Source organism: Spongiactinospora sp. TRM90649, assembly GCF_029382225.1.
GTDB lineage: Bacteria > Actinomycetota > Actinomycetes > Streptosporangiales > Streptosporangiaceae > Spongiactinospora.
Genome location: NZ_JARLTC010000044.1, coordinates 16,005 through 36,252 on the forward strand (window position 1 = coordinate 16,005; position 20,248 = coordinate 36,252).

Consider the following 20,248-nt stretch of genomic DNA (forward strand, 5'->3'; position numbering starts at 1 on the left):
GGCCATCCGCATGCTGCTGGAGTGTGCTCAGACGGCCGCGTACCTTTCTATGAGTCAGATAAGCGCGGGAGCAGGCCCGCGTAGCCGCACGCAGACGGTAGGGGCGCATCGGGGACACCAACGAAAGGCGATGTGATGATCTATCTGACGTGAGCGAACACCCACAGAATGTCAGCCCCCTGGGGTAGCGTCGGGGCTCCCGAGCTCAACAGGGCGGAAGGATGTGGCTACCGTGGTGGAACTCGATCCGCAACGGTTCTTCAGTGCCTCTCAGCGACAGATGCTGTTCACAGCAGCCGAGGGGCGGTGTCAGTGGTGCAGTGCAGAGCTGTTGGAAAGGTGGCACGCCGACCATCGCATTCCCTGGGCTGACGGTGGTCACACCACGATCGAGAACGGTCAAGCGCTGTGTGATGCATGCAATCACCGCAAAGGACGCCAGATGCAGTTCCGCGACGACTTCGCCCCCCGCCCCTTTCAAGAGGAAGTCATCAACCAGGTGCTCGGCCGACTGCGCGCCAACCTGGACCGCACGGTCGTCCTGGCCTCACCGGGATCAGGCAAGACCCTCGCCTACCAGTCGCTTGCGACCCGCCTGTACCGCGAAGACCTGATCACCAACATAGCGGTGTTTGTGCCCCGCACCGCGCTTGCGCAGCAGTGCGAGACCAGTTGGATGAACAAGACCGCCAACGGCGAGATTCGCGGGCTCTGCCTGTTGTTCGATGGAACCAAGCGGCTGGGGATGATCCGACACAAGGTCAACGAGACACCCCTCACAGTCCAGAGCCAGCCCGGTAGCGGCTTCGTATCCACTTACAGCGCACTAGTCACTAACGAGGCGGTCTTCCTCAACTGGGCGACGGTCAATCAAGACCGGTTCTTGTTGATCGCTGATGAGGCGCAGTTCTGCGGAGACACCAATGATGCGGACAACGGAGGAACCCGCGCCGGAGAGCTCATCAAAAGGATGCACGACTACGCCAGGCATACGCTCCTGCTGACCGGGACGCCTTACCGGGCCGATAACCAGCCGCTAATCCTTGCCGACTATGAGCCTGACCCGGCCAACCCCAAACGCCGCAAGCTCGTCCACCACGCTGAGGCCAGCTACGCCGACGGCATCGCGGAGGGGTATCTACGCAAGTTCGAGCTTAACCGTACGGACTCGCGCGTATCCAAGCGAACGCTGAATGGTCAGGACGGCACTGGTGAGAGCCTGGTGGAGTACAACCTGTCTGATGACGGCAGTGAATTGGTACCAGTACTGCGAGATGAAAAGACCTGGAAGCCACTCGTCGACCGGGTGGTGTCGGCGGTGCGCGACAAACAGGTGTTCAACCGGCAGTACCGAGGACTAATTTCCTGCATGGGGCAGAAGGAGGCACGGAGGGTCACTGAGTACCTGCAAGCCACCTACCCAAGTCTGAAGGTCAAGCTAGCGGTGTCCTCCGACACAGAGGCACCCCAGGCGCTCGCGGACTTCAAGTTTCAGGAGCAGGACGTTCTGGTCACCGTCCGGATGGCGTTCATTGGCTATGACTGCCCGCAGATCACGGTCGTTGGTGTCCTGACGCACTACCGCGACGGCGGTCATCTCATGCAGCTGGTCGGCCGCGGACTGCGAGTGTGGAAGGAAATGGCCCCCCGCGCCCAGTCATGTGTGATCATTGCCCCGGATGACCCAAAGATGCAAGGTTTTCTGGAACTGTTGCGTGATGAGAGCGAGGCTGGCCTGAGGCTCGTCGAGGAACGCGAGCGCGAGGCCGCAGAGAAGGGTTCGGTACAGGAGGCTCTGTCCTACGTCGAGTCCGCAGTTGCTGCGGGCACCCGAGCCTCCAGCAACGAGGTCGACATGGACGTCGCCGAGGTCGTACTCGTCGAGCAGATCAAGCACGAGGTCGAGTCCGCTGAGACCGTCACCAAGCTGAAGCAGGTGATCGAACTAGCCGGGCTTCGCCTCAAAGTCCAAACCGCCGTCCCGCAACCGTGTCCTGAACCTGGGCCTCCGCCGGTCTTCGAGGTCCCCAAAACCGAACGCGAGCAGATCGAGGAGATCAAAGGCAGGGTGCGGGACGCCGTCACGAGTCACCTCGCCAAGAAGGGAATCACGCCGGATGCTCCCGGTTACCAAGAAGCCGTGACAAGAGCAATGGCTCAGGTTAAGCGTGCCTCGTGCAGCGCAGATGAGGCCAACACGGTAGAGAAGGCAAACCGGAGGTTGCAGGCTGCGCTCAGCCTCACCTAACTCCATCCCAGCGGGAAGGACTACCGAACATCATGGCCACGCGCGTTGACTCCAACAGCTACTTGACCGACGAGCAGAAGCAGGTCTACCAACTCCGCGTCAGCCTAGAACGCAACGGCGGCACCCCCGTGGGGTTCTTGGACCTGCTAGCGGCCGTGGTGGAGGACAACACATGGCAGAAGATCCCTTCCGGGGTCAATCATGACCGGCCGTTCGACGTCTTCTCCGACTTCATCGAGGCCAAGCCGCCCTTCGGGTTGGACTCCCAAGTTCAGCACGTGCGTACCTTGCTCCAGTTGCGCCACCCGAATGAGGGTGTCCCCCACATCCGCGAACGGATGGAGCGGATGCGGAGACGAGTAACCGAACTTCTCGGCCCCGACCCCGAGCATGACCCGATCACTCGCGACGCTCAGGGTTTTGGTGCCTACGCCGAGTACGGCTGCTGGCTGTTCGCCCTGATGGTCGCCCGAAGCGCCCGTAATGCCCGAGGCGGTTCACTCCCCGGCGCGCCTGTTAGCGACCCCAACGACCAACCCGAAAGGCCTTCGACTCCTGAATCGGGCAAGGTGTCGTTCACCGCCTTTGCCGAACGGGCCGGATGCGACGTCGGGCGTGTTTCACGCTACTTCAAGGCATGGGAGCGTGCGGCGCAGGCCGGCATCGTGCCACCTGCGGCCAAGCTAAGACCCGGCCAGGAAGTCGCCCTTCCAGCGCCGGAGACATGGGCGGCCTATTTTACTTTTTACGAGACTAGCAATGACAAGCGCCAGCAACTCGCGGCAGAGGCCGAGGCGATCGGCACCAGCTACAAGAAGGCGGTGGAGATTACCTCCAACCGCCCGGCGATGCGTGCGGCAATCCTCGGCGATCCACAGACCGCCGAAGCCGCACGAGACGCACTCCTGGAGCGGCCGGAGGCCCGAGCCGCTGTCATGGCCCAAGCCTTGGCCGATCCCGTCCTACGCAAAGAGGCCGCCGTCGAGACGCGTCGGGCCGAGCGCGCCGAGTACGTGCAGCGGGTCTTGACGGAGGGGAAGGCGAAATCTCCCGGCGGCCAGTTGGTCGAGCTCAGCCCCGAGGCACGCGAGAACGCCGCTAACCATCTCGCGGTCGTTCAAGATTCGCACGCCAGCGCCGACGCCGTCACTGAGTCATATGAGTTCGTGCAGAACCTGATCGCCGAAGTGGTGCAAGCCGACCCCGATCTCCTGATTCGCGAGCAGCGTACCAAGCTAAGCAAAACATTGCACAATACCGTCAAGAGCATCCAGTCGATCGACCCCGATGACCTACTCGCCTTCGCCGATGACTCCCTGGTTATCAGGGTCACCGAGTTGCAGCAGAAGGTGAACGACCTGGCAGCCCTGATCGTACGGCGGCAGTAGCGTCGACTATTCTCAACGTGAGGCATACTCGCCCGCGTGGAGCTCCGAGGAACAGCCCGTAACATCCGAAGTTTGCAGCCAATGGTTGTGGTATGGGCTGTCAGCTTATATAGCCGACTGTCCGGAATCTTCGGAGCTCCTCAATCCACTGGGCCTGGAACCGCGCGCGACCGCGGGCCCTGCCGCCCCACGCCTACGATGTGCGCCCGCTGAGCCAGCGTCACCGGCTGGTCGCCCGCAGCCACCTGGTGTGTCACAGCGTTTGTAAAACCAGGAAACGCACACTGATTCCCGGACAGCGCGAACAGCCGGTTCGTAACCGGGTCCGGATGTCCTTACGCCTACCCGATGCCACAAATCGCAGAGTACTCATGACCACGGACAAACCGGCCTCCGCTGAGTTGACCCTGGAGCCAATAGATGTACGGCCGTTTAGCACCCTGGTACAGGCGGTGTCGGCCAGGCCAAGCACTGAGCCGATGACCCGTTCAGTCCCGGGCTCGAGTGGCGCTCTTGCGATGAAGTCTTCCTTCGACTTCGATGGAGCCATGCCGCCTCCCCGGCGAACCATTAACCCGGCACGGCTGGCCGCCCGGCGGGCCGAACTGGGACTCACGCATGCGGAGCTGGCTGATCGAGTCGGGGTGTCGTCCCGCATGATCTCCTTCTACGAGGAAGGAAGACATACCCCGACGCCAGCGCGATTGGAGCAACTGGCCGCTGCCCTCGGTTGTGAGGTTGATGCTCTGACCGGCACTCGGCGTGGGCAGGAGACGCTGGTCGACCTGAGGTATGCCGCAGGGCTGACCTTGGAGCGAGTAGCTGAGCTTCTGCGTGCTTCGCAGGCGGGGAGGGAACTGTGCGTCTCCGCCTCCAAGATTTCCGCTTTGGAGTGCGGCCGACCGGTGCGAGGGCGGCACTGGCAGGATCCGGAGGCGACCGGACGGCTGCTCGCTCCGCTGGCGAAGGCGTACGGCGTTCCCATTCGAATGGTGCTGGACGCCTGGATGCGCACCCGGGGGGACGAGCCGGCGCCGGTGCCGGGCAACAAACAAAGGCAGAAGCCCTCGCGGATCGCGTTGGCGACGTGGGAGTCGTTGAACGAGCGGCAGCAGATCTATCTGGGGGAGATCATGCGTGACGATCGCATGACGGAGACCGAGATGTGGATGCGGCGGGTCCAGCGGCTTCCCGTACCGAGAGCAGCCGAGTGGCGCAAGGTGCCTTTGACGCTGAAGGCCGCGCCGTCGGTGGTCGGTTATACCCGCCTGCAGGAGCGTCTTCGCCGGTCCGGAGTGCATGATCCCGGAGCAGGGCAGACGGTGCACGCATTGGAGCGGCGAAGGCTGCTGATGATCACCGAGGACACGGTGGAGCATCCCGCCGTTGGCGAGGTCGGCCGAGTCCTTGTGGAGATCACCCGGCGCGGTCGTGCGGCTGCTCGGGCAGGGCTCGGTGAGCCTCGCGAGCCTGACCCGGCCGCCCATTTACTGTCAGAATGGCTCTGGGGAGTCTTGGCCCGTGTCGCGGCCGCCGAGCCGATCGGCTTGGAAGACGATCAACTGGCGGGGCGCTCCCTCTTCTTCATTGGCGTGGGCTATAGAGGTAGATCCGGAGGTCGACCGAGCCGTGGCTTCGTGGATTCCGTACCCGTCATGGCACCGGGGGATACACACGTCGCCGAGTACAGATGGAGGCTCACCCGACTTGGCAGACGGCATGTGGCGGAGTACCTCGATGTCTACAGGCAGCTCTACCCGCGCGCTCTTACCATAGGACTCGATGCTCTCGCAGGTGATATGCCATAGTTGAATACTTTCCCTGGTTCGTCAGGGATTCTGTGGGAGGCGCCGTTTACGCTCTGTGCCTGTGACAAGCCCCATCGATGACGACGCACAGATGCTCGATGACGTCAGGGTCCGCTATCTCGTAACCCGTGCCGCGTTGCGTGCGGCGAGGGCGATGACCACCCCGGGGTTGGAACCAGAGCAACGCCTTACGACCTTGATGGAGTGCCACGGCACGATGTTGGCGGCTCGCGGTCCCGGAAATCCACTGCCGTTCGGAGAGTTCCGGCGGGCTCTAAAGGGTGATCTGGGGGGCCTGCTGCCGGACGGCATCAAGCCCTTGGACTTGGACGGGACGCTGGTCGTCGACCAGGACGGCCAGGTCACTGAGGACGCCTTCGATCTCGATCTTGAACAGCGAATGCTGCTGCATACCCTGCGCAAGCTCGACAAAGCCGCAGGCCTGATGAGCGATCGGGAGCTTCAGGCCGAGATCGATCAAGAGACGGTCTACACCTTGCTACGCAAACGAGGTGACCAGGCTGTGTACGTGGCTGGCCGATCGGACCTGATCAAGCGTCCCGCCGGCTCCAAAGACGAATTGTGTGAGCTGAGGTTGCCTCCTATGGTTGTCGACTTCTACAAGGAGATCCCGTACGACTCGGTTTACCGTGGCTGGTGGTTCCCCTGCCCGATCTGCGCCTGGCCGATGCGCCTGGTCGCCCGGAAGAACATCGGTGTTCCGGTGGGGACGGCTCGCTGCTGGCATGCTCCACACGCCGATATGGGGGCCTCCTATCTGTTCCGGCTACCGACGGATTTGAGTGCGCCCGAGTTGCTGCCTGAGCCGTCTCCTCCACGCCCTGATGGGCGCGAGGCCGTGCTCTACCCGGATGTCAAGAAGGTGCCGCAGGCCCGGCCCATAGATGGGCACAAGGCCCTCGTTCGGGGCATCTGGCGGTATACGACCGTTCCCGGGCTGCCCGAACTGGCCCTGCGCGATCGTCTGACCGAGCGCGGGTTGAAGGTGGAGATGTGGCCGGGGCTGGACGCATACGACCTCCTGGTCGAGGTCGGCCCCAAGCGGGGCAAGAAACAGAAGTTCAAGGTCGATGTCAAGGATTACACCTCGGCTACGACACTCGCGAAGCTCGTCCACGCCCAGGAAGGCGACAGGGGCGGCGCTGATTGGTTGGTCGTCCCGGATTATCGGGCTGGCCAGATTCCGCTGCTGTCCGGAGTGTGCGCCAAGTATGAGATGCGGGTGGCCGCCGCCTCGGAGTTCGGCGAGATGGTCTGCGAGAAGTCAGGGGTGAACTGGACGTGAGCGACACACCGATCGGAGAGACCGCGGTTTTCGCGGCACTCGCCCTGGCCGCCCATTACTTTCCCCGGGAGGTGGCGGGGGATGTCCGCGGAGCCGCTCCCTTCGCCCAAGCGGCTTTCCTGGTCTCAGGGAAGTACCAGGCCTGGGCCCGCTGGAAGAGCCTGCCCCACGATGAGAAGCAGCGAATCGCCGCGGTTTGTTCGATCGCTTCCAGTGACCTGGCTGACGTCCGGACGTTCTCCGTCGCGGCTCGTTCCCTGCTCGCGCCCTTGAATACGGACGTGCCCGATGGCACCGCCCCCATAGCGCTGTTCGAACTTGTCGGTGATACCCCGTTCACCGCCGATGCCGCCCTGCCGAGGGTGGGGGGTGACCTGCTTCACTACGTCGACAGACAGCTCGCACGTTTCCGGCGCCCGAGCGCTCGTCCCAAGCCCCCAGAGTTCGCCGGCCCGGGCACATGGGCCACAGGGGAAATCTTCGTCAAGGAGGTGGGCCAAGTCCATGGACGTATTGTGATCCCCGCCTACCCTCAGTTCCGCGAACCGCTCAACCATGACCAACTCCCTCATGTCTCGACCGCTCCGTACCTGGCAGATCTGCCGATTCCTACATCCGAGCTGCTCGACCTCGCAAAGAAGATCGATCTGCGTTACCCGGAGGAGAAGCGGTACCTGCACCGCACCCTCAGACAACTCTTCGATGTGCTGCAGACCACCGACACGGTGTCGCCGAAGGACGCGCTGACGTTGACCGCGGGCGGTATGGAGATCTTCCATGCGCCGACCGGCACTGGTAAGAGCGTCATGGTCCGGGTCATGGGCTCATGGTTCGCCGTCAACGGCCTCCGTGTGGCCGTCGTCCTGCCGGACATCAAGGCATGCCTTGCCGCGACCTGGAACGTGCGTGAGGATCTGGCCCATCTACACCGCTTGGGAGTCGTCGCCGATAAGTCAACGTGCGCGCACCTAATGTCCTCCTCCGGGATGCACGAGCGTGCACGGAAAAACGTTTTATTGCTTAATGAGGATCCCGATTCCCCAGGTGAATGGGGAGAGCGAGCAGAGCGTGATGTGGACCCGCTGGCCTACGGCTGCGCGCAGAAGACGTTTCTGGAAGCGACGGGAGACTACCCACCGGCACGTGAGCCGTGCCTGTCGCTCCACAAGCAGGGTGTGGGTTCGGCGGCTTGTCCTTGGATCCCCACCTGTGGAAAGTTCGCCCCGGTGTATGAAGCTTCCACAGCCAACGTCGTCATCATGAACCATTACGTGTTCATGCAGGGCAACCTCCGAATCGGTATGAACCAGGACGGCCGTCCGGTCCGCAGCTTGACAGCGGCCGAGTTCGCACTGAGAACCTGCCATGCGGTGCTCGTCGACGAGGTCGACCAATTCCAATCCCGGGCCGTCGACAAGTGCGCCAGCGAGATCATCCTGCATTCCAGACGCCACTGGTCGGCCGCACCCCAGGAGATGGACACCGACGCGAAGCGGTTGCGCATCGACGACGAGCACAACCTGCTGCCCGCCGTCAGCCACGTCCGCCTCATGGCCGAGTTCCTGCTGCTGAACATCTGCAAAAACGCCCTCAGCCTGCACGCCACAGAGGACGACCGAGCCCAGGCCCGCATCCCCGACCAGACGAGTACCCGCTGGCATCTAGCCCGCGGCCGGGACCGCACTTTGATCCGTCTGCTCTGGCCGGATGCAGACCCGTTGGAGGAGACGGACATCCCGGCCGAGCTGTTTCAGCGTCTCAACGCCCTGATGCCCGCCCGCTATCAACGCCTCGACCCGCTGACCGGCCAGGTGAGCCTTCTTGAGCCTGTCTGGAACGAGGTGCGGGAGGCACTCGACGCACTGGTGGCGCCGCGCGGCGAGCACCTGCTGGATACGGTCAAACTCGAACTCCACCGCCTTCTTGAGGACAGTGTCAAAGACCCGCACCAGCGCGCTCAGGCCATCAACCTCCTCGTCACCCGCACCGCCATGATCGAACTGGACGAGGCATTATCGGAGCTGCGGGAAAAAGCCCACGACTACCGCTCATCAGGCCTGCGCTCGGCCCAAAGAATCGTGGACAACCTTCAGACGACAGCCGTGTCATCGGTCCTTCCGCTCGGTACGCTCGGCCGCGCCATCACCGGCTACCGCGTAACCGGGCTTGACGACCGGGAAAAGAACGCCGCCTTGGTCGCCCAGACCATCGCCGGCGACCCGCACACCTTCACCGCCGAGCTCGGCGGTATCGTCTCCCTGATACTGGCAGGCACCGAACGACCGGTGATGGGCCTCTCGGCCACCGCCTACTTCCCCCAAGCCGTACGGGAACACCTCCACGCTCCAGTGCGCTGGTGGATGACCGACGCACAGGCCAAGTCCATCCGAGCCAGAAAGCACAGAATCGACTACGGGGAAGGTCATCCCCTCTTCGGTGAGCCCATCAAGGTCTCCGGCACCCATTCCAGCCGTAAGAAGGACGCGCTCATCGAACTGGGCGGCAACTTGTACGACCAGTACATCCACAGCGAACTCGAACGCACGGCCGTCAAGGATCCCGACCGCGCCCACGTCCTCGTCGTGGCCAACTCCTACCAGCAGTGCGCCTGGCTCGCACGCGGCATCGCCCAGGCCGGCCGGTACAGCGGCGGACTGTGCGTGGCGGTTCGGGCTGGCGAACGACACAGCGCCAATCCCGAACTGCCCAGGGAGAACATCGCCGCGCGGCTGACCGCAGAGCAGTTCGAGGAGTTCCCACAGCACGGGAAGATCTTGGTGGTACCTCTGTCGCTCATCGCCAGGGGCCTCAACATCGTCGTCGGAATCCGCTCGGCGGTCCGCTCCGTCTACCTGTGTGTACGCCCCCTCGCGCTGCTCAACGAACCAGCCGAGATGTACGGAAGCATCAACGCCGCCGGATTGCGCGCCCTGCCCACAGGTGGGAGCTCGAACCCGTTCCAGGCGTTGGCCGATGCCCGCGATGCGGCCTGGGAGCGGCTGGCGCTCCTCCTACGCACGGCTCCCCAGTTCACGGCGATGCACAAGTCGCTCCAGGAGGAGGTCGTAGCGGGCATGATCGTCGACCTCATCCAGCTCGCCGGCCGTGCTCGCCGCGGCGGCACGGAAGCCGTCCTGCACATGGTGGACTACGCCTTCCACGAGGACACCTGGAGCGCCGACCTGGAGACCGTTCTGCGCCGCATCCACTCCAAGTGGACGCCGGAGATACGGCAGCAGATGAACAACCTGTACGGAGAGGCGCTGAACGCCTTCCTCTCCTACGCCGGCATCGACCCCCACGAGCCCGGGCAGCCCGGCGCCTGAGTACAAGAGGACAAATGAGCAAGTACGACCGCGAGCCCGGCAAATACCTGAACACACTCGCCTTCCGGTGCACTCCCGGCTTGGTCGGCGACTCCGCTGTGTACGTACGACATCTCGACGAGGCGACCTTCAAGCTCTGGGACGACTTCGATCGGATATGCAAACGCAAGTACGGGAACGAGTCGGTGCAGGCACCTTACTCGATCGCCACCACCGTGCTCAGCATGCTCGGCGGCGGATACGTCTACTTCGACCCGGACTACCGCGCTCCGTTTCTCGCCTCGCTTCACCCGATCGACAGCAGGCTGCTGAGCCGCGTCTTCACCCTGACGTACTCCCTCGCCCTCGGGGAGAAGATCGATCTCATCGACCTCACCGCACCACCAGAGCTGGCCAAGAGGATGGCAGACCTTCCAGAACGGGAGTACATGCTCGCCGACCGCCTCGAACCTTCCGCCGGTAGGCAGCCCACAGCGCCCAACTGGGTCTACCGGACGGTTACGTGGGGCCTCGCACAGAGGATGGCAGCCGTCCCCTGGGCGATCTCAGGCGACAGGAAGATCATCTTGCGGCCTGACACCACCGGCGGCCTGGCCGGGCTGGAGGACCCTTGGGAGAACGACCAGGGCGGCCGGTACGCTCTGTCTCGGACCACGCTGCAGATGAAGACACTGCCGAACGTCATCAACCCCGTACTGCTGCTGACGTCCAAAGTGACCCGGATCTCCTCCTCGCTGGTCTTCTCCACGACCGCGCTCGCGGAGCAGCCCGGGGCAGGCCGTCCGGTGCTGGAGGTGTCGCTGAACGGGCGTGGAGGTGCCCGCACCGTCAATCGCCTCGCCCTCGAAGCGCTTGGCCGCCTGGAGATGGACTACACCATCCTGCACGCGATCGCCGAGCGGTCCAAGAGGGAGCAGGACCTGCTCACCCGTGCCAGGGAGAACAAGGAAACCGCTCGCTTTCCTCGCGAGCATCCCGGCCGGATCTGGCCCATCCTGCCGAAGAACTTCTCCTTTCCCATCGGCGTGGGCACCGGCATGCAGCATCTCCGTCTGCTCTATCAGCACTTCAACGAGGTGTTCGAGAAGGCGGCCGAGCCGCTCGTGATGCGCGAGGTGCGCATGCGGTTCCGGCACAGGCCGACCGACTCGGAGAATGTCTCGAAGCAGGAACTCCAGCGTCGCAAGGAGGAACGGGGAAAGAACGACAGCAAGGAGCCGCTCCGTCCACGCGGGACCCCCTTTCCAGAACCGAACTCCATCGTCGCCTCCGTCGAGGCAGCCGGCTTCCAGAAGTTGCGCATCGCCTGTCTGTGGTACCGAGACGAGACCCGCCTGCGGATGCTCGATACCCTCCGCAAGACATACGGCCTTGACCTCGCCGGCCTCGATCCGCAGGAGGGGCAGGAGCTCAGCCTCCACGGTGACCAGATCACCGCGGTGTTCCACCATGTCCCTGACTTTCTCAAGCTTGGGCATCCCGAGGGCCGCAAGGAGTCTCTGACCAAGGAGGCCAAGGCATCTCTTCATTCGCAGTGCGGTGTGCTCGTCGGAGCCTGGTGTGAGACCGAGGTCCCCGTAGCCGAGGACAGCCGGGACGATAGTGAAGCGAGTCTCGACGGCCTCGACGGCAAGCAACAGACGAGGCGAATCCTCGCGGGTCTCGACGTGCCCACCCAGTACCTCAAGGGCAAGGACGACGAAGGCGTCGTCAAGCCCAAGGCGAAGGATCACCCTGCGGAGATGGCACTCCTCGATCTATACCGCTCGCTCGGCGTCATCGACGACCGCATCGCGAACGCGCTCCAGCCAGAGAAGACGGGTTACCCGGTTGACCGCATAGCCCATGTCGGCATCCACATCCGGCAGCAGAACCGCCGGAACGGTGAATCGGGTCAGCCCAAGGTGGTCATCACTGCGGTGGCTCTCGTGCCGCCGGACGCGGTTGGCGGAACCTGGACGATGCTCGGCTGGAGTTCCACCCGGCCTGGGTGGCAGCCCTACCGTCTTGCCCAAACCGCCTTCCACGCCACCGCTTACCCCGAAGGTATCGGAGACAAGAAGAATTACCGCCAGCGATGGGACGACGCAGCCGACAACGTCGAACGCGCCCTCGGCGACCTCGCCGAGGAACTGGACGGCCTTCCATATGTCGTGACGGTGAACGAACTCGCCTCCCGTAGGATGTGGGACGGGCTGCAGAACATGCATCAGGGGGCGTCTCCGGAAGGCCGAAAGAGCAGATATTGGCTCCCCGGCATGACGTTGGCTCGGGACGAGCGGCCCCGGGCCGTCATCCGCATCAACGTCGAAGACGATGAAGTACCGCCTCCGGTCAGCGCCATCCGCATCGCCAAAGACGGGGACAGCGAGCCGACAGAACTGCAGACCGCACGCACCCTCTACAAAGTCGCCACGGACTTCGGCACGCCGGTGTGGATCCTGTGCAACGTGCCCCGTGCCTACGACGGCGATGGCGCCGGCCGGTTGGGAGCGAAGTACACGCGGTGGGACGCGAAGCGATCCGTCTACTCGGAGAAGAAGGAGGAGCGTCGCAAGGGCGAGATGCCCCAGAACTGGTACTCCATGACGGCCAGCGAGATCTACCCCCTGTCATGTGCCGATGGAGTCCCGGAGGAAGACCTCGCTGTCGCCACGGCGAAGTTGTGCCACCAGACCCTCTTCTGGTCTGACCGCTCCCGCTTCCCCGCTCCCCTGCATGCCGCCCGGCAGATGGACCTCGATCATCCGCAGTATCGTCGTACGGCTCCTCGAGAGGAGAAGCAGACATCTGAGCCTGGTGCTGAAGGTCCGGATTTGGGACTGTAAGAACGGGATCTCTTTCGGCGGTTACGGAGAGTTGAAGCAATAGGGGCGGTGACGAAGCAACACAAAGCTATCAACGATGCGCGAATCCTGGAACTGGCACGAGATACTTCCTTCTCAAGTTGATCACGGTTAACTCGGATCAAGTATCCGCAGAACCGGGGAAGCTCACAGTACCACTGCCCGACGTCATGGCTATGCTCTCCGGTGGCGTCCCCAAGAGAGAAGTATAGGAAGAAGCTGAGCGCTTCCACAACCTCGGGATCGATATCGAAGGTCTCTTCCGTAAAAGAGACATGCGGTACTATGACTTTCTGGAAGAGGGGTGGGAAGCCACAGCAGTCGGACTTCCTGCGCTTGGATTGGTCCGGGAGAAGGATCTCTTGCAGCAGTGCGCACTGTGGTGGGAATCGATCGCACCACAGATGGCTTCGTTGTGCGCCGCAGGGAAGCTTATCGCTGAAAGGGATCGCTTCACGGCCGACTTCGCCGCAGATCTCCGACCCGTTGGGGTTCTCGACAGGTACCAGCTAGCTGGCGTCTTTGCCTCATGGTGGGCTATCCGCGAAGACGATCTTCGGAGACTTGGCGTGCCGACCGAGGCCCTAGGCGCTCATTTGCGCGAAATGCTAGTGCAACGAGTGGCAGCGGAAATTCAGAGGCTCGTTAGTCTCTATAGGTTTTGGGGGGAACGTTATGGAACTTCCATCGTTACCTCGATAGCCAGCGGCCGGCGGGAGCAGCTGCACTCGCCCGCCGACTCGGCGACTTTGGTTTCGCTTGATCCCAATCTGCCTGCCAAAACTTGACGCGTGAGCGGCTGGTTGCAGCGAGGTTCGACGGAGCGGCTCAGGCGGGCTGTCTGTTGGAGTCGGAAGGTCAACCACCACGTGTGTGGCCACTGTTGGGTGCGTCGTTTGTTCGGGGCCATTGGCCGACTTCTGTGTCCTCGGGAAGGATATCGTTGGTGGATCGCCCGCGCAGCGGCACGACGCCTCGCGTGTGTTCACCTTGTAGGACACGCTCGACGTGTACATGCCGGGCGCGGCCCCAAATTGGCTACCAGCAGGAACTTCACGGCCTTCGGGCCGCAACCTTTGACGAAGCAAGGACACCCCGACTGATGGCAGTGACCCAGCAGGAGATTGAGAACCGCTTGTGGGATGCCGCCGACGAGCTACGCGTGGCGATGGCCGAAGCGCAATACTCCTCCGTCATCTTCCCGCTGATGTTTTGGAAGTACCTGTCGGATACCTGGGAGCATCAGCACCAGGAGTTCCTGGCCGACAACGGGGGCCTGGACGACCTGTCCGCCGAGGAAGCCCACGAGATCGAGTATCGCGACTACCAGTCGTTCGAGATCCCGTTCATCCACCCCGGTACCGTGCGGCAGCGTCGCGCCTCATGGACGTCCATCCTCGCCACCATCACTCAGCCCGGCCTCGGCCAGCGCGTCCGCGCCTCCCTGCAGGCCATCGAGACGGCCAACCCTGACAAGTTCTCCCGTCTGTTCGGGTCCATGACCTGGACCTCCGAAGAGGTGCTGTCGAGGGAGGTGCTGGCGGCGGTCATGCAGACGATGGACCGCACCCCGAAGATGCACGAGGGCAACATGTCCCACGACGTCCTCGGTGGGGCGTACGAGTACCTGCTGAAGCGGTTCTCCGACGGGTCCGGTACCCGCGCCGGCCAGTTCTTCACCTCCCGCGAGGTTGTCGAGCTGATCGTCGAGGTCCTGGACCCCAAGGGCTACGAGTCGGTGTACGACCCGACCTGCGGATCGGGCGGCATGCTCATCGCCTCCGCGAACCTTCTGAAGGTCCGCGGAGGGCGTGGCTACACACTCAAGTTGTACGGGCAGGAGGCCGTACCGGACACCGCAGGTGTGGCCCGCATGAACCTCTTCATGCACAACCTCACTCAGTTCAAGGTCGAGGTCGGCGACACCCTGAAGGAGCCGTGCTTCAAGAAGCCTGACGGGTCCGTCGCGCAGTTCGACGTTATCGTCGCCAACCCGCCCTACAGCCTGAAGTGGAAGCCCTGGACCACGGACCCGCGCGCCCTCGGCGGGGTCGCTCCGCAGTCGTCGGCGGACTGGGCGTTCGTGCAGCACATGATCGCCAGCATGGGCCCGAAGAAGGGGCGCGCCGGCGTCGTCCTGCCGCACGGCGTCCTCTTCCGAGGCGGCCAGGAAGCAGCCATCCGCCAGCGTGTCCTGGACGACGACCTGCTCGAAGCGGTCATCGGCCTGCCTGTCAACCTCTTCTATAACACCAGTATCCCCACGGCGATTCTGGTGTTCCGTGCACCTGGCACCAAGGCTCCGGAGCGGAAGGGTGGCGTGCTGTTCGTCGACGCCTCCAAGCGGTTCACCAAGGCCAAGAATCGCAATATTCTCACTGATGCCGACATCGCTGACATTGTGACCGCCTACCATTCGAAATTCGATGCCGACGGCAAACCGGTGGACTCCGACGGCGACGGCGGACTCGCGGCGCGATTCGTCCCTGCCGCGGAGATCGTGGCGAACGGATACGACCTGAACATTGGGCGGTACATCAAGCAGGCCGTCGCCGAGCAGGAAGACCTCGGCACCCTTATCACGGCCTACAACATCGCCCGAACAGAGCGCCAGAAGACCGAGCAGCAGATGCTCGACGTTCTCGCCGCTGCAGGGATCGAGGGTTTCGATGAGTGAACGCCAGCAGGCAGGCGACGCAACCTCGCGCGAGCGTGAAGAGTGGGAAGAGACGACTCTCGGAGACGTCGCGGAACTCGTGCGCGGTGTCACCTATAAATCGTCCGAACTCGGAGAAGCCGGAGAGGGGGTGCCATTCCTGAGCCTGAAGTCGGTGGCCCCCGGCGGCGGATTTCAGGGCGTGTACAAGACTTTCACGGGCACAGTGAAGCCTGACCGTGTTCTCGCATCGGGCGACTTGGTGATTGCGGTCACTGAGCAGACGCGAGACTACACGCTCATCGGCGCTTCCGCGCTCGTACCTGAGGCGCTGGATGGAACCGGTGCGACCTTCAGCATGGACCTCGTGAAGGTCAAGCCCAGATCGGAGGTAGTGTCTACAGCCTTCCTCAACTGTGTTCTCCAGGGGCCGAACGCGCGACGATTCATGGCTGAGCACGCCCCCGGAATGAAGGTGCTGCACCTGCGTACACGGGAGGTTCCGTCTTTCGAGTTCCTTCTCCCACCCCTGCATACGCAGGAGCGGATCGTTGAGGTCATCAGCGCGATCGATGACCAGCTCACCGCACTCAACACCGAGGCCGAGTCGCTGTCACCGGTGCTATGTCGTCGCCGAGCCGACCACATGACCGATAAGTCAGTGGAGCAGGTGAGAGCCGAGCACGCTTTTGACTTCTCGACTGGGGTTCGCCGTACCCCTGACCGTGCTAGCGGGCCATACATGACGCCGTACCTCCGCTCCGCAAACGTCGGATACGGGACGCTCGACCTGTCCGACGTGTTGGAGATGAACTACGACCCGGCAGAGCGCGAGAAGTTCGGACTCCGATACGGCGACGTCGTGGTGTCTGAGGGCAGCGCAAGCGCAAAAGCGGTCGGGATGCCCGCCATGTGGCGGGACGAACTCCCCGCGCCGGTCTGCACCCAAATGACCCTGCTCCGGCTCCGCGCACTCGAAGGCATCTGCATCCCTGAGTTCGCGTTCCACTGGAGCATGTGGGCCTACGAGTCTGGAGCGTTCCTCGACGTCGCGGGCGGAACCAGCATCAAGCACATCAGCGCCAAACGCTCGAAGGGCATGGCCGTCCGCCTACCTTCCATAGATCGACAGCACGAGGTTGTAGCCGAGCTTGATGTGATGGAGGCGACACTGAGAGCTCTACGCGCTGAAGTCACCCGGCTTCGCCAGGTCCGAGCGCGGCTGCTGTCGGGGCTGCTGGATCGCACCATCGATATCGAGGTCGCCGAGCTGAAGGACTGAGCCGTGGTGAAGGGCATTCGAGAACGTGAGTTCCAGAACCTGATGATCCAGTGGTCCCTCCCTATGGGCTGGGCCTTCACAGCGGGCAGATCGCTGTCGCGTGAGACGACACAGACGGTGGTCGTAGACCAGCTGCGGGACGCCATCGTCCGGTTAAACCCCGAGGTGATCGACGGGTTCGACGTGGACGCGGTGGTCGCAGAGATCGTCGCCACAGTCAACGCCGTCGAAGGCGGGCTGGTGCGGGCCAACGAGCAGGTGCTGCGCCTGCTACGCGGGCACAAGGAGTTCCGGGACACCGATGGCGTGTGGCACACCGTGAAGGTCATCGACTTCGAGTACCCGACTGCCAACACGCTGGTTGTGTCGGACGAGGTGACCATCACCGTCCCTGGCAAGACCTCCCGCCGGTTCGACCTCGTGTACTGGGTCAACGGCCTGCCCCTGGTCGTGGTCGAGGTGAAGTCGCCAACCGCGAATTCTGGTTGGGCGGACGCCGCTCGCGAGATCAACGACGTGTACGCCACCGAGTACCCGTGGTTCTTTACCCCCAACGTCTTCGCCGTCGCGTCCGACGGCCTGAAGGTGCGGTTCGGTGCCGCCGGTGCCCCCACGAACCTGTGGCAGCCGTTCCGGTCCACTGCCGACGACGAGAACCTGTCCGGGCAGGCCGAGGTGCAGCGCTCCATCGAATTGCTGCTCAACCCTGCCACGGTCCTGGACATGCTGGCGAACTTCGCCTTGTTCGACACCTCCGGGGGTGGGGTGGACACGAAATACCTGCCCCGCTACCCGCAGTTGGAGGCGGCGCACCTCATCCACGAGCGAGTCCTAGCTGGCGGCCAGAAGGGTCTGATCTGGCACCACCAAGGCAGCGGGAAGACGCTGCTGATGGTGTTCGCCGCCTCGCTGCTGCTGGCCGACACCCGCACCGAGTCGCCCACGATCATCCTGCTCTCGGACCGAACCCAACTCGTCCGCCAGACCTCTGGGGTGTTCACCTCCGCCATGGGGAGCGCCTACTTCCACCAGCCCGCCACTAGTCAGGAATTGCGTTCCCTGCTGGCCGACGACGTGCGCGGCGTCATCTCCACGACCGTGCACAAGTTCGCCGACGCCGGCAAGAACCTATCGGGCCGGGACAACATCATCGTGCTGGTCGATGAGGCACACCGCACCCAGTCCGCCAGGTCGAAGTCCCTGGCCGGGCAGATGCGCGCAGCGTTGCCGCATGCGAAGTTCTTCGGCATGACCGGCACGCCCGTCAGGAACCTTGCCACCGACACCTTCGCCCTCTTCGGCGAAGAGACCGACCCGGGCAGGGTTCTGCACCGGTACTCCGTCTCCCGGTCTCTGCTGGACGGGGCCACCGTTCCGGTCATGCTGGACCCGCACCCGGTTGCCTTCGATTTAGACGACCAAGCGTTGCAGGCTGAATTCGACCAGTTCGCCGACGACTTCGACCTCGACGATCCCGACCGTGAGCTCCTGTCCCGCAAGTTCGGGCGCCTCACCTCGGTGTTCGCCAACCCCGAGCGCATCCACGCTGTCTGCCAGGACATCGTGGACCACTACCTGGCCGGCGCCTACCGCAACGCCCTCAAGGCCCAGGTCGTCGCCTACAACCGCGAGCTGGCCGTGGCCTACACCGACAAGATCAACGAGATCCTCGCCGGCTTCGAGGCGTCACAGGTGCTCGCCGAGGTCGGAAAGCATGACCGGATCACCGCCGAGGTGAACATCTCTGTCTCCGACGCCAAGGGCGAAGACCCCGCCATGCGACCGTTCCAGCTCTCCGAGGCCGAGGAGGAGGACCAGAAGCGGCGGTTCCTCACCCCGGACGACCCACTCTGCTTCCTGGTCGTAACCGCGAAGCTGATGACCGGGTTTGACGCCCCCAACGAGGGCATCCTCTACCTGGACAAGCCACTGAAGGCCCACACCCTCTTCCAGACGATCACCCGCCCGAACCGCCCCTGGGTGTCCCCGACCGGATTCGTGAAGACCTCCGGCGTGATCGTGGACTACATCGGCCTGGCCGAAGAGGTCCAGCGGGCCGTCGTTGACCCCACCGCGTCAGAGGCTGACAAGGGCGGCGGGTTCGTCACCGACCTGTCCGAACTGGTCGCCGAGTTCCGTACCACCTTCGCCCGCATCGAAGACCTTCTTGTAGATGTGGACGGCCTGGACCTCACGGTCCACGGCTACGAGTCCGTGCGGGCTATCAATGCCTTCCTGGACGCCAACCCCGGCACCGCCGAGGTGTTCACCAAGGACTACCGGCTCCTGGCCCGCCTGTACCCGCTCATCCATACCGACAGGCGGGTTGCCAAGTACCGAGACGGTTTCGGGCTGTTCGGGTCCGTGTACACGACCCTGTTCAAGAAGTCATCCGACGACGAGAGAAAGGAACGGCTGAGTGAGCTGGGGCCGATGGTCCTGGAGATCATCAATGCCCACGTCCACTCCTTCTCCGTGGTCGCCTCCCAGGAGGAGGCGCTCGTCCTTGACGCCCAGGGCATCGCCATACTCAAGGAAGTGCTGGCCCTTGTCCGCCCCAGGCCCGGCAAGGGCGACAGCGAGGACAAGAGGCCGCCGTCCGCGGCGGAGATCTTGGACCACATCAAGGCCGCCCTCGAAAGGGGCGTCGAACCGGGGTCCGCGAAGTACACCGCCCTCGCAGAGCGGATAAGGCGGCTACGGGACCGGATCATCCAGAACTCCCAGGACGCCCTGGAGTTCCTGTCCGAAGCACTCCGGATCGCTCGCGCCATCGTGAACGCCGGGAAGCACCCCGACGAAGCCGTCGTGCTGGACGACGATCACGTGGGTGTCCTGACGCGGATCATCCACGACCACGCACCATCCGGACTCACAATCACGGAGAGAAACCTGGCCGAGGAGATCGACCAGGTGGTCACCCGCACCCTCGCCCGGTCATGGGACAACGCCGACGCCCGCAATCGAGGCGTCCGTCGCGCCACCGCCGCTGTCTTCCGCCGTTACATGCTGAAGCCGGTAGGGGAGCCTTATGATTCCACCGTCGCCTACATCGAAGCCCACTACCTAGTTGACTGACGAACGGAGGCCCGATCCAGGCCTTGTCGCGCTGCTCGGTATCCCCTGGGCCGCTTCGCCTTCACGCCGATCGGTACCACCCTGCCAGGCGTACAAAATGCCTACTTCGCCTTGCTACCAGGACGCAGGCAGCTTGCTCTGGGAGCCGATCATCGACAGCAGGCGCAGCCGTACCGGCGCGACTCCCGGCGCTTATCTGCGATAGCACTCTGGAAGGCCCGAATGGCCACACGGCCCCGGAGCGGCCCCCGCCCGGACGCGTCCGGTATCGGGCCGACAGCCGCGTACGCCCTCGTGCTGGAGATGGGCC

General features: G+C 63.6%; 9 protein-coding genes. All 9 read left to right on the top strand.

Annotated features, from left to right (window positions below):
* Window positions 1-232 precede the first annotated feature (232 nt).
* Window positions 233-2,248, top strand: coding sequence for an HNH endonuclease (locus P3X83_RS37795; protein ID WP_277310191.1), 2,016 nt, complete (start codon window positions 233-235; stop codon window positions 2,246-2,248).
* Between the two features lie 32 nt (window positions 2,249-2,280).
* Window positions 2,281-3,636: a hypothetical protein gene (locus P3X83_RS37800; RefSeq protein WP_277310192.1), complete on the top strand. Its 1,356-nt coding sequence runs from the start codon at window positions 2,281-2,283 to the stop codon at window positions 3,634-3,636.
* A 518-nt stretch (window positions 3,637-4,154) separates the two neighbouring features.
* Entirely contained in the window at window positions 4,155-5,444 is a 1,290-nt protein-coding gene (locus P3X83_RS37805) for a helix-turn-helix transcriptional regulator (protein ID WP_277310193.1), read from the top strand.
* A gap of 61 nt (window positions 5,445-5,505) precedes the next feature.
* Window positions 5,506-6,750 (top strand): hypothetical protein, encoded by a 1,245-nt coding sequence (locus P3X83_RS37810; RefSeq protein ID WP_277310194.1) that lies wholly within the window; start codon window positions 5,506-5,508, stop codon window positions 6,748-6,750.
* Window positions 6,747-10,076: a hypothetical protein gene (locus P3X83_RS37815; RefSeq protein ID WP_277310195.1), complete on the top strand. Its 3,330-nt coding sequence runs from the start codon at window positions 6,747-6,749 to the stop codon at window positions 10,074-10,076. Before P3X83_RS37810 ends, P3X83_RS37815 begins: the two co-directional genes overlap by 4 nt.
* A gap of 14 nt (window positions 10,077-10,090) precedes the next feature.
* Window positions 10,091-12,904: an RNaseH domain-containing protein gene (locus tag P3X83_RS37820; RefSeq protein ID WP_277310196.1), complete on the top strand. Its 2,814-nt coding sequence runs from the start codon at window positions 10,091-10,093 to the stop codon at window positions 12,902-12,904.
* 1,120 nt (window positions 12,905-14,024) lie between these two features.
* Window positions 14,025-15,599: a type I restriction-modification system subunit M gene (locus P3X83_RS37825; RefSeq protein ID WP_277310197.1), complete on the top strand. Its 1,575-nt coding sequence runs from the start codon at window positions 14,025-14,027 to the stop codon at window positions 15,597-15,599.
* Entirely contained in the window at window positions 15,592-16,860 is a 1,269-nt protein-coding gene (locus P3X83_RS37830; RefSeq protein ID WP_277310198.1) for a restriction endonuclease subunit S, read from the top strand. The genes P3X83_RS37825 and P3X83_RS37830 overlap by 8 nt, the downstream gene beginning before the upstream one ends.
* 6 nt (window positions 16,861-16,866) lie before the next feature.
* Window positions 16,867-19,938, top strand: a complete 3,072-nt coding sequence (locus P3X83_RS37835; RefSeq protein ID WP_277310199.1) for an HsdR family type I site-specific deoxyribonuclease — start codon at window positions 16,867-16,869, stop codon at window positions 19,936-19,938.
* Window positions 19,939-20,248 lie beyond the last annotated feature (310 nt).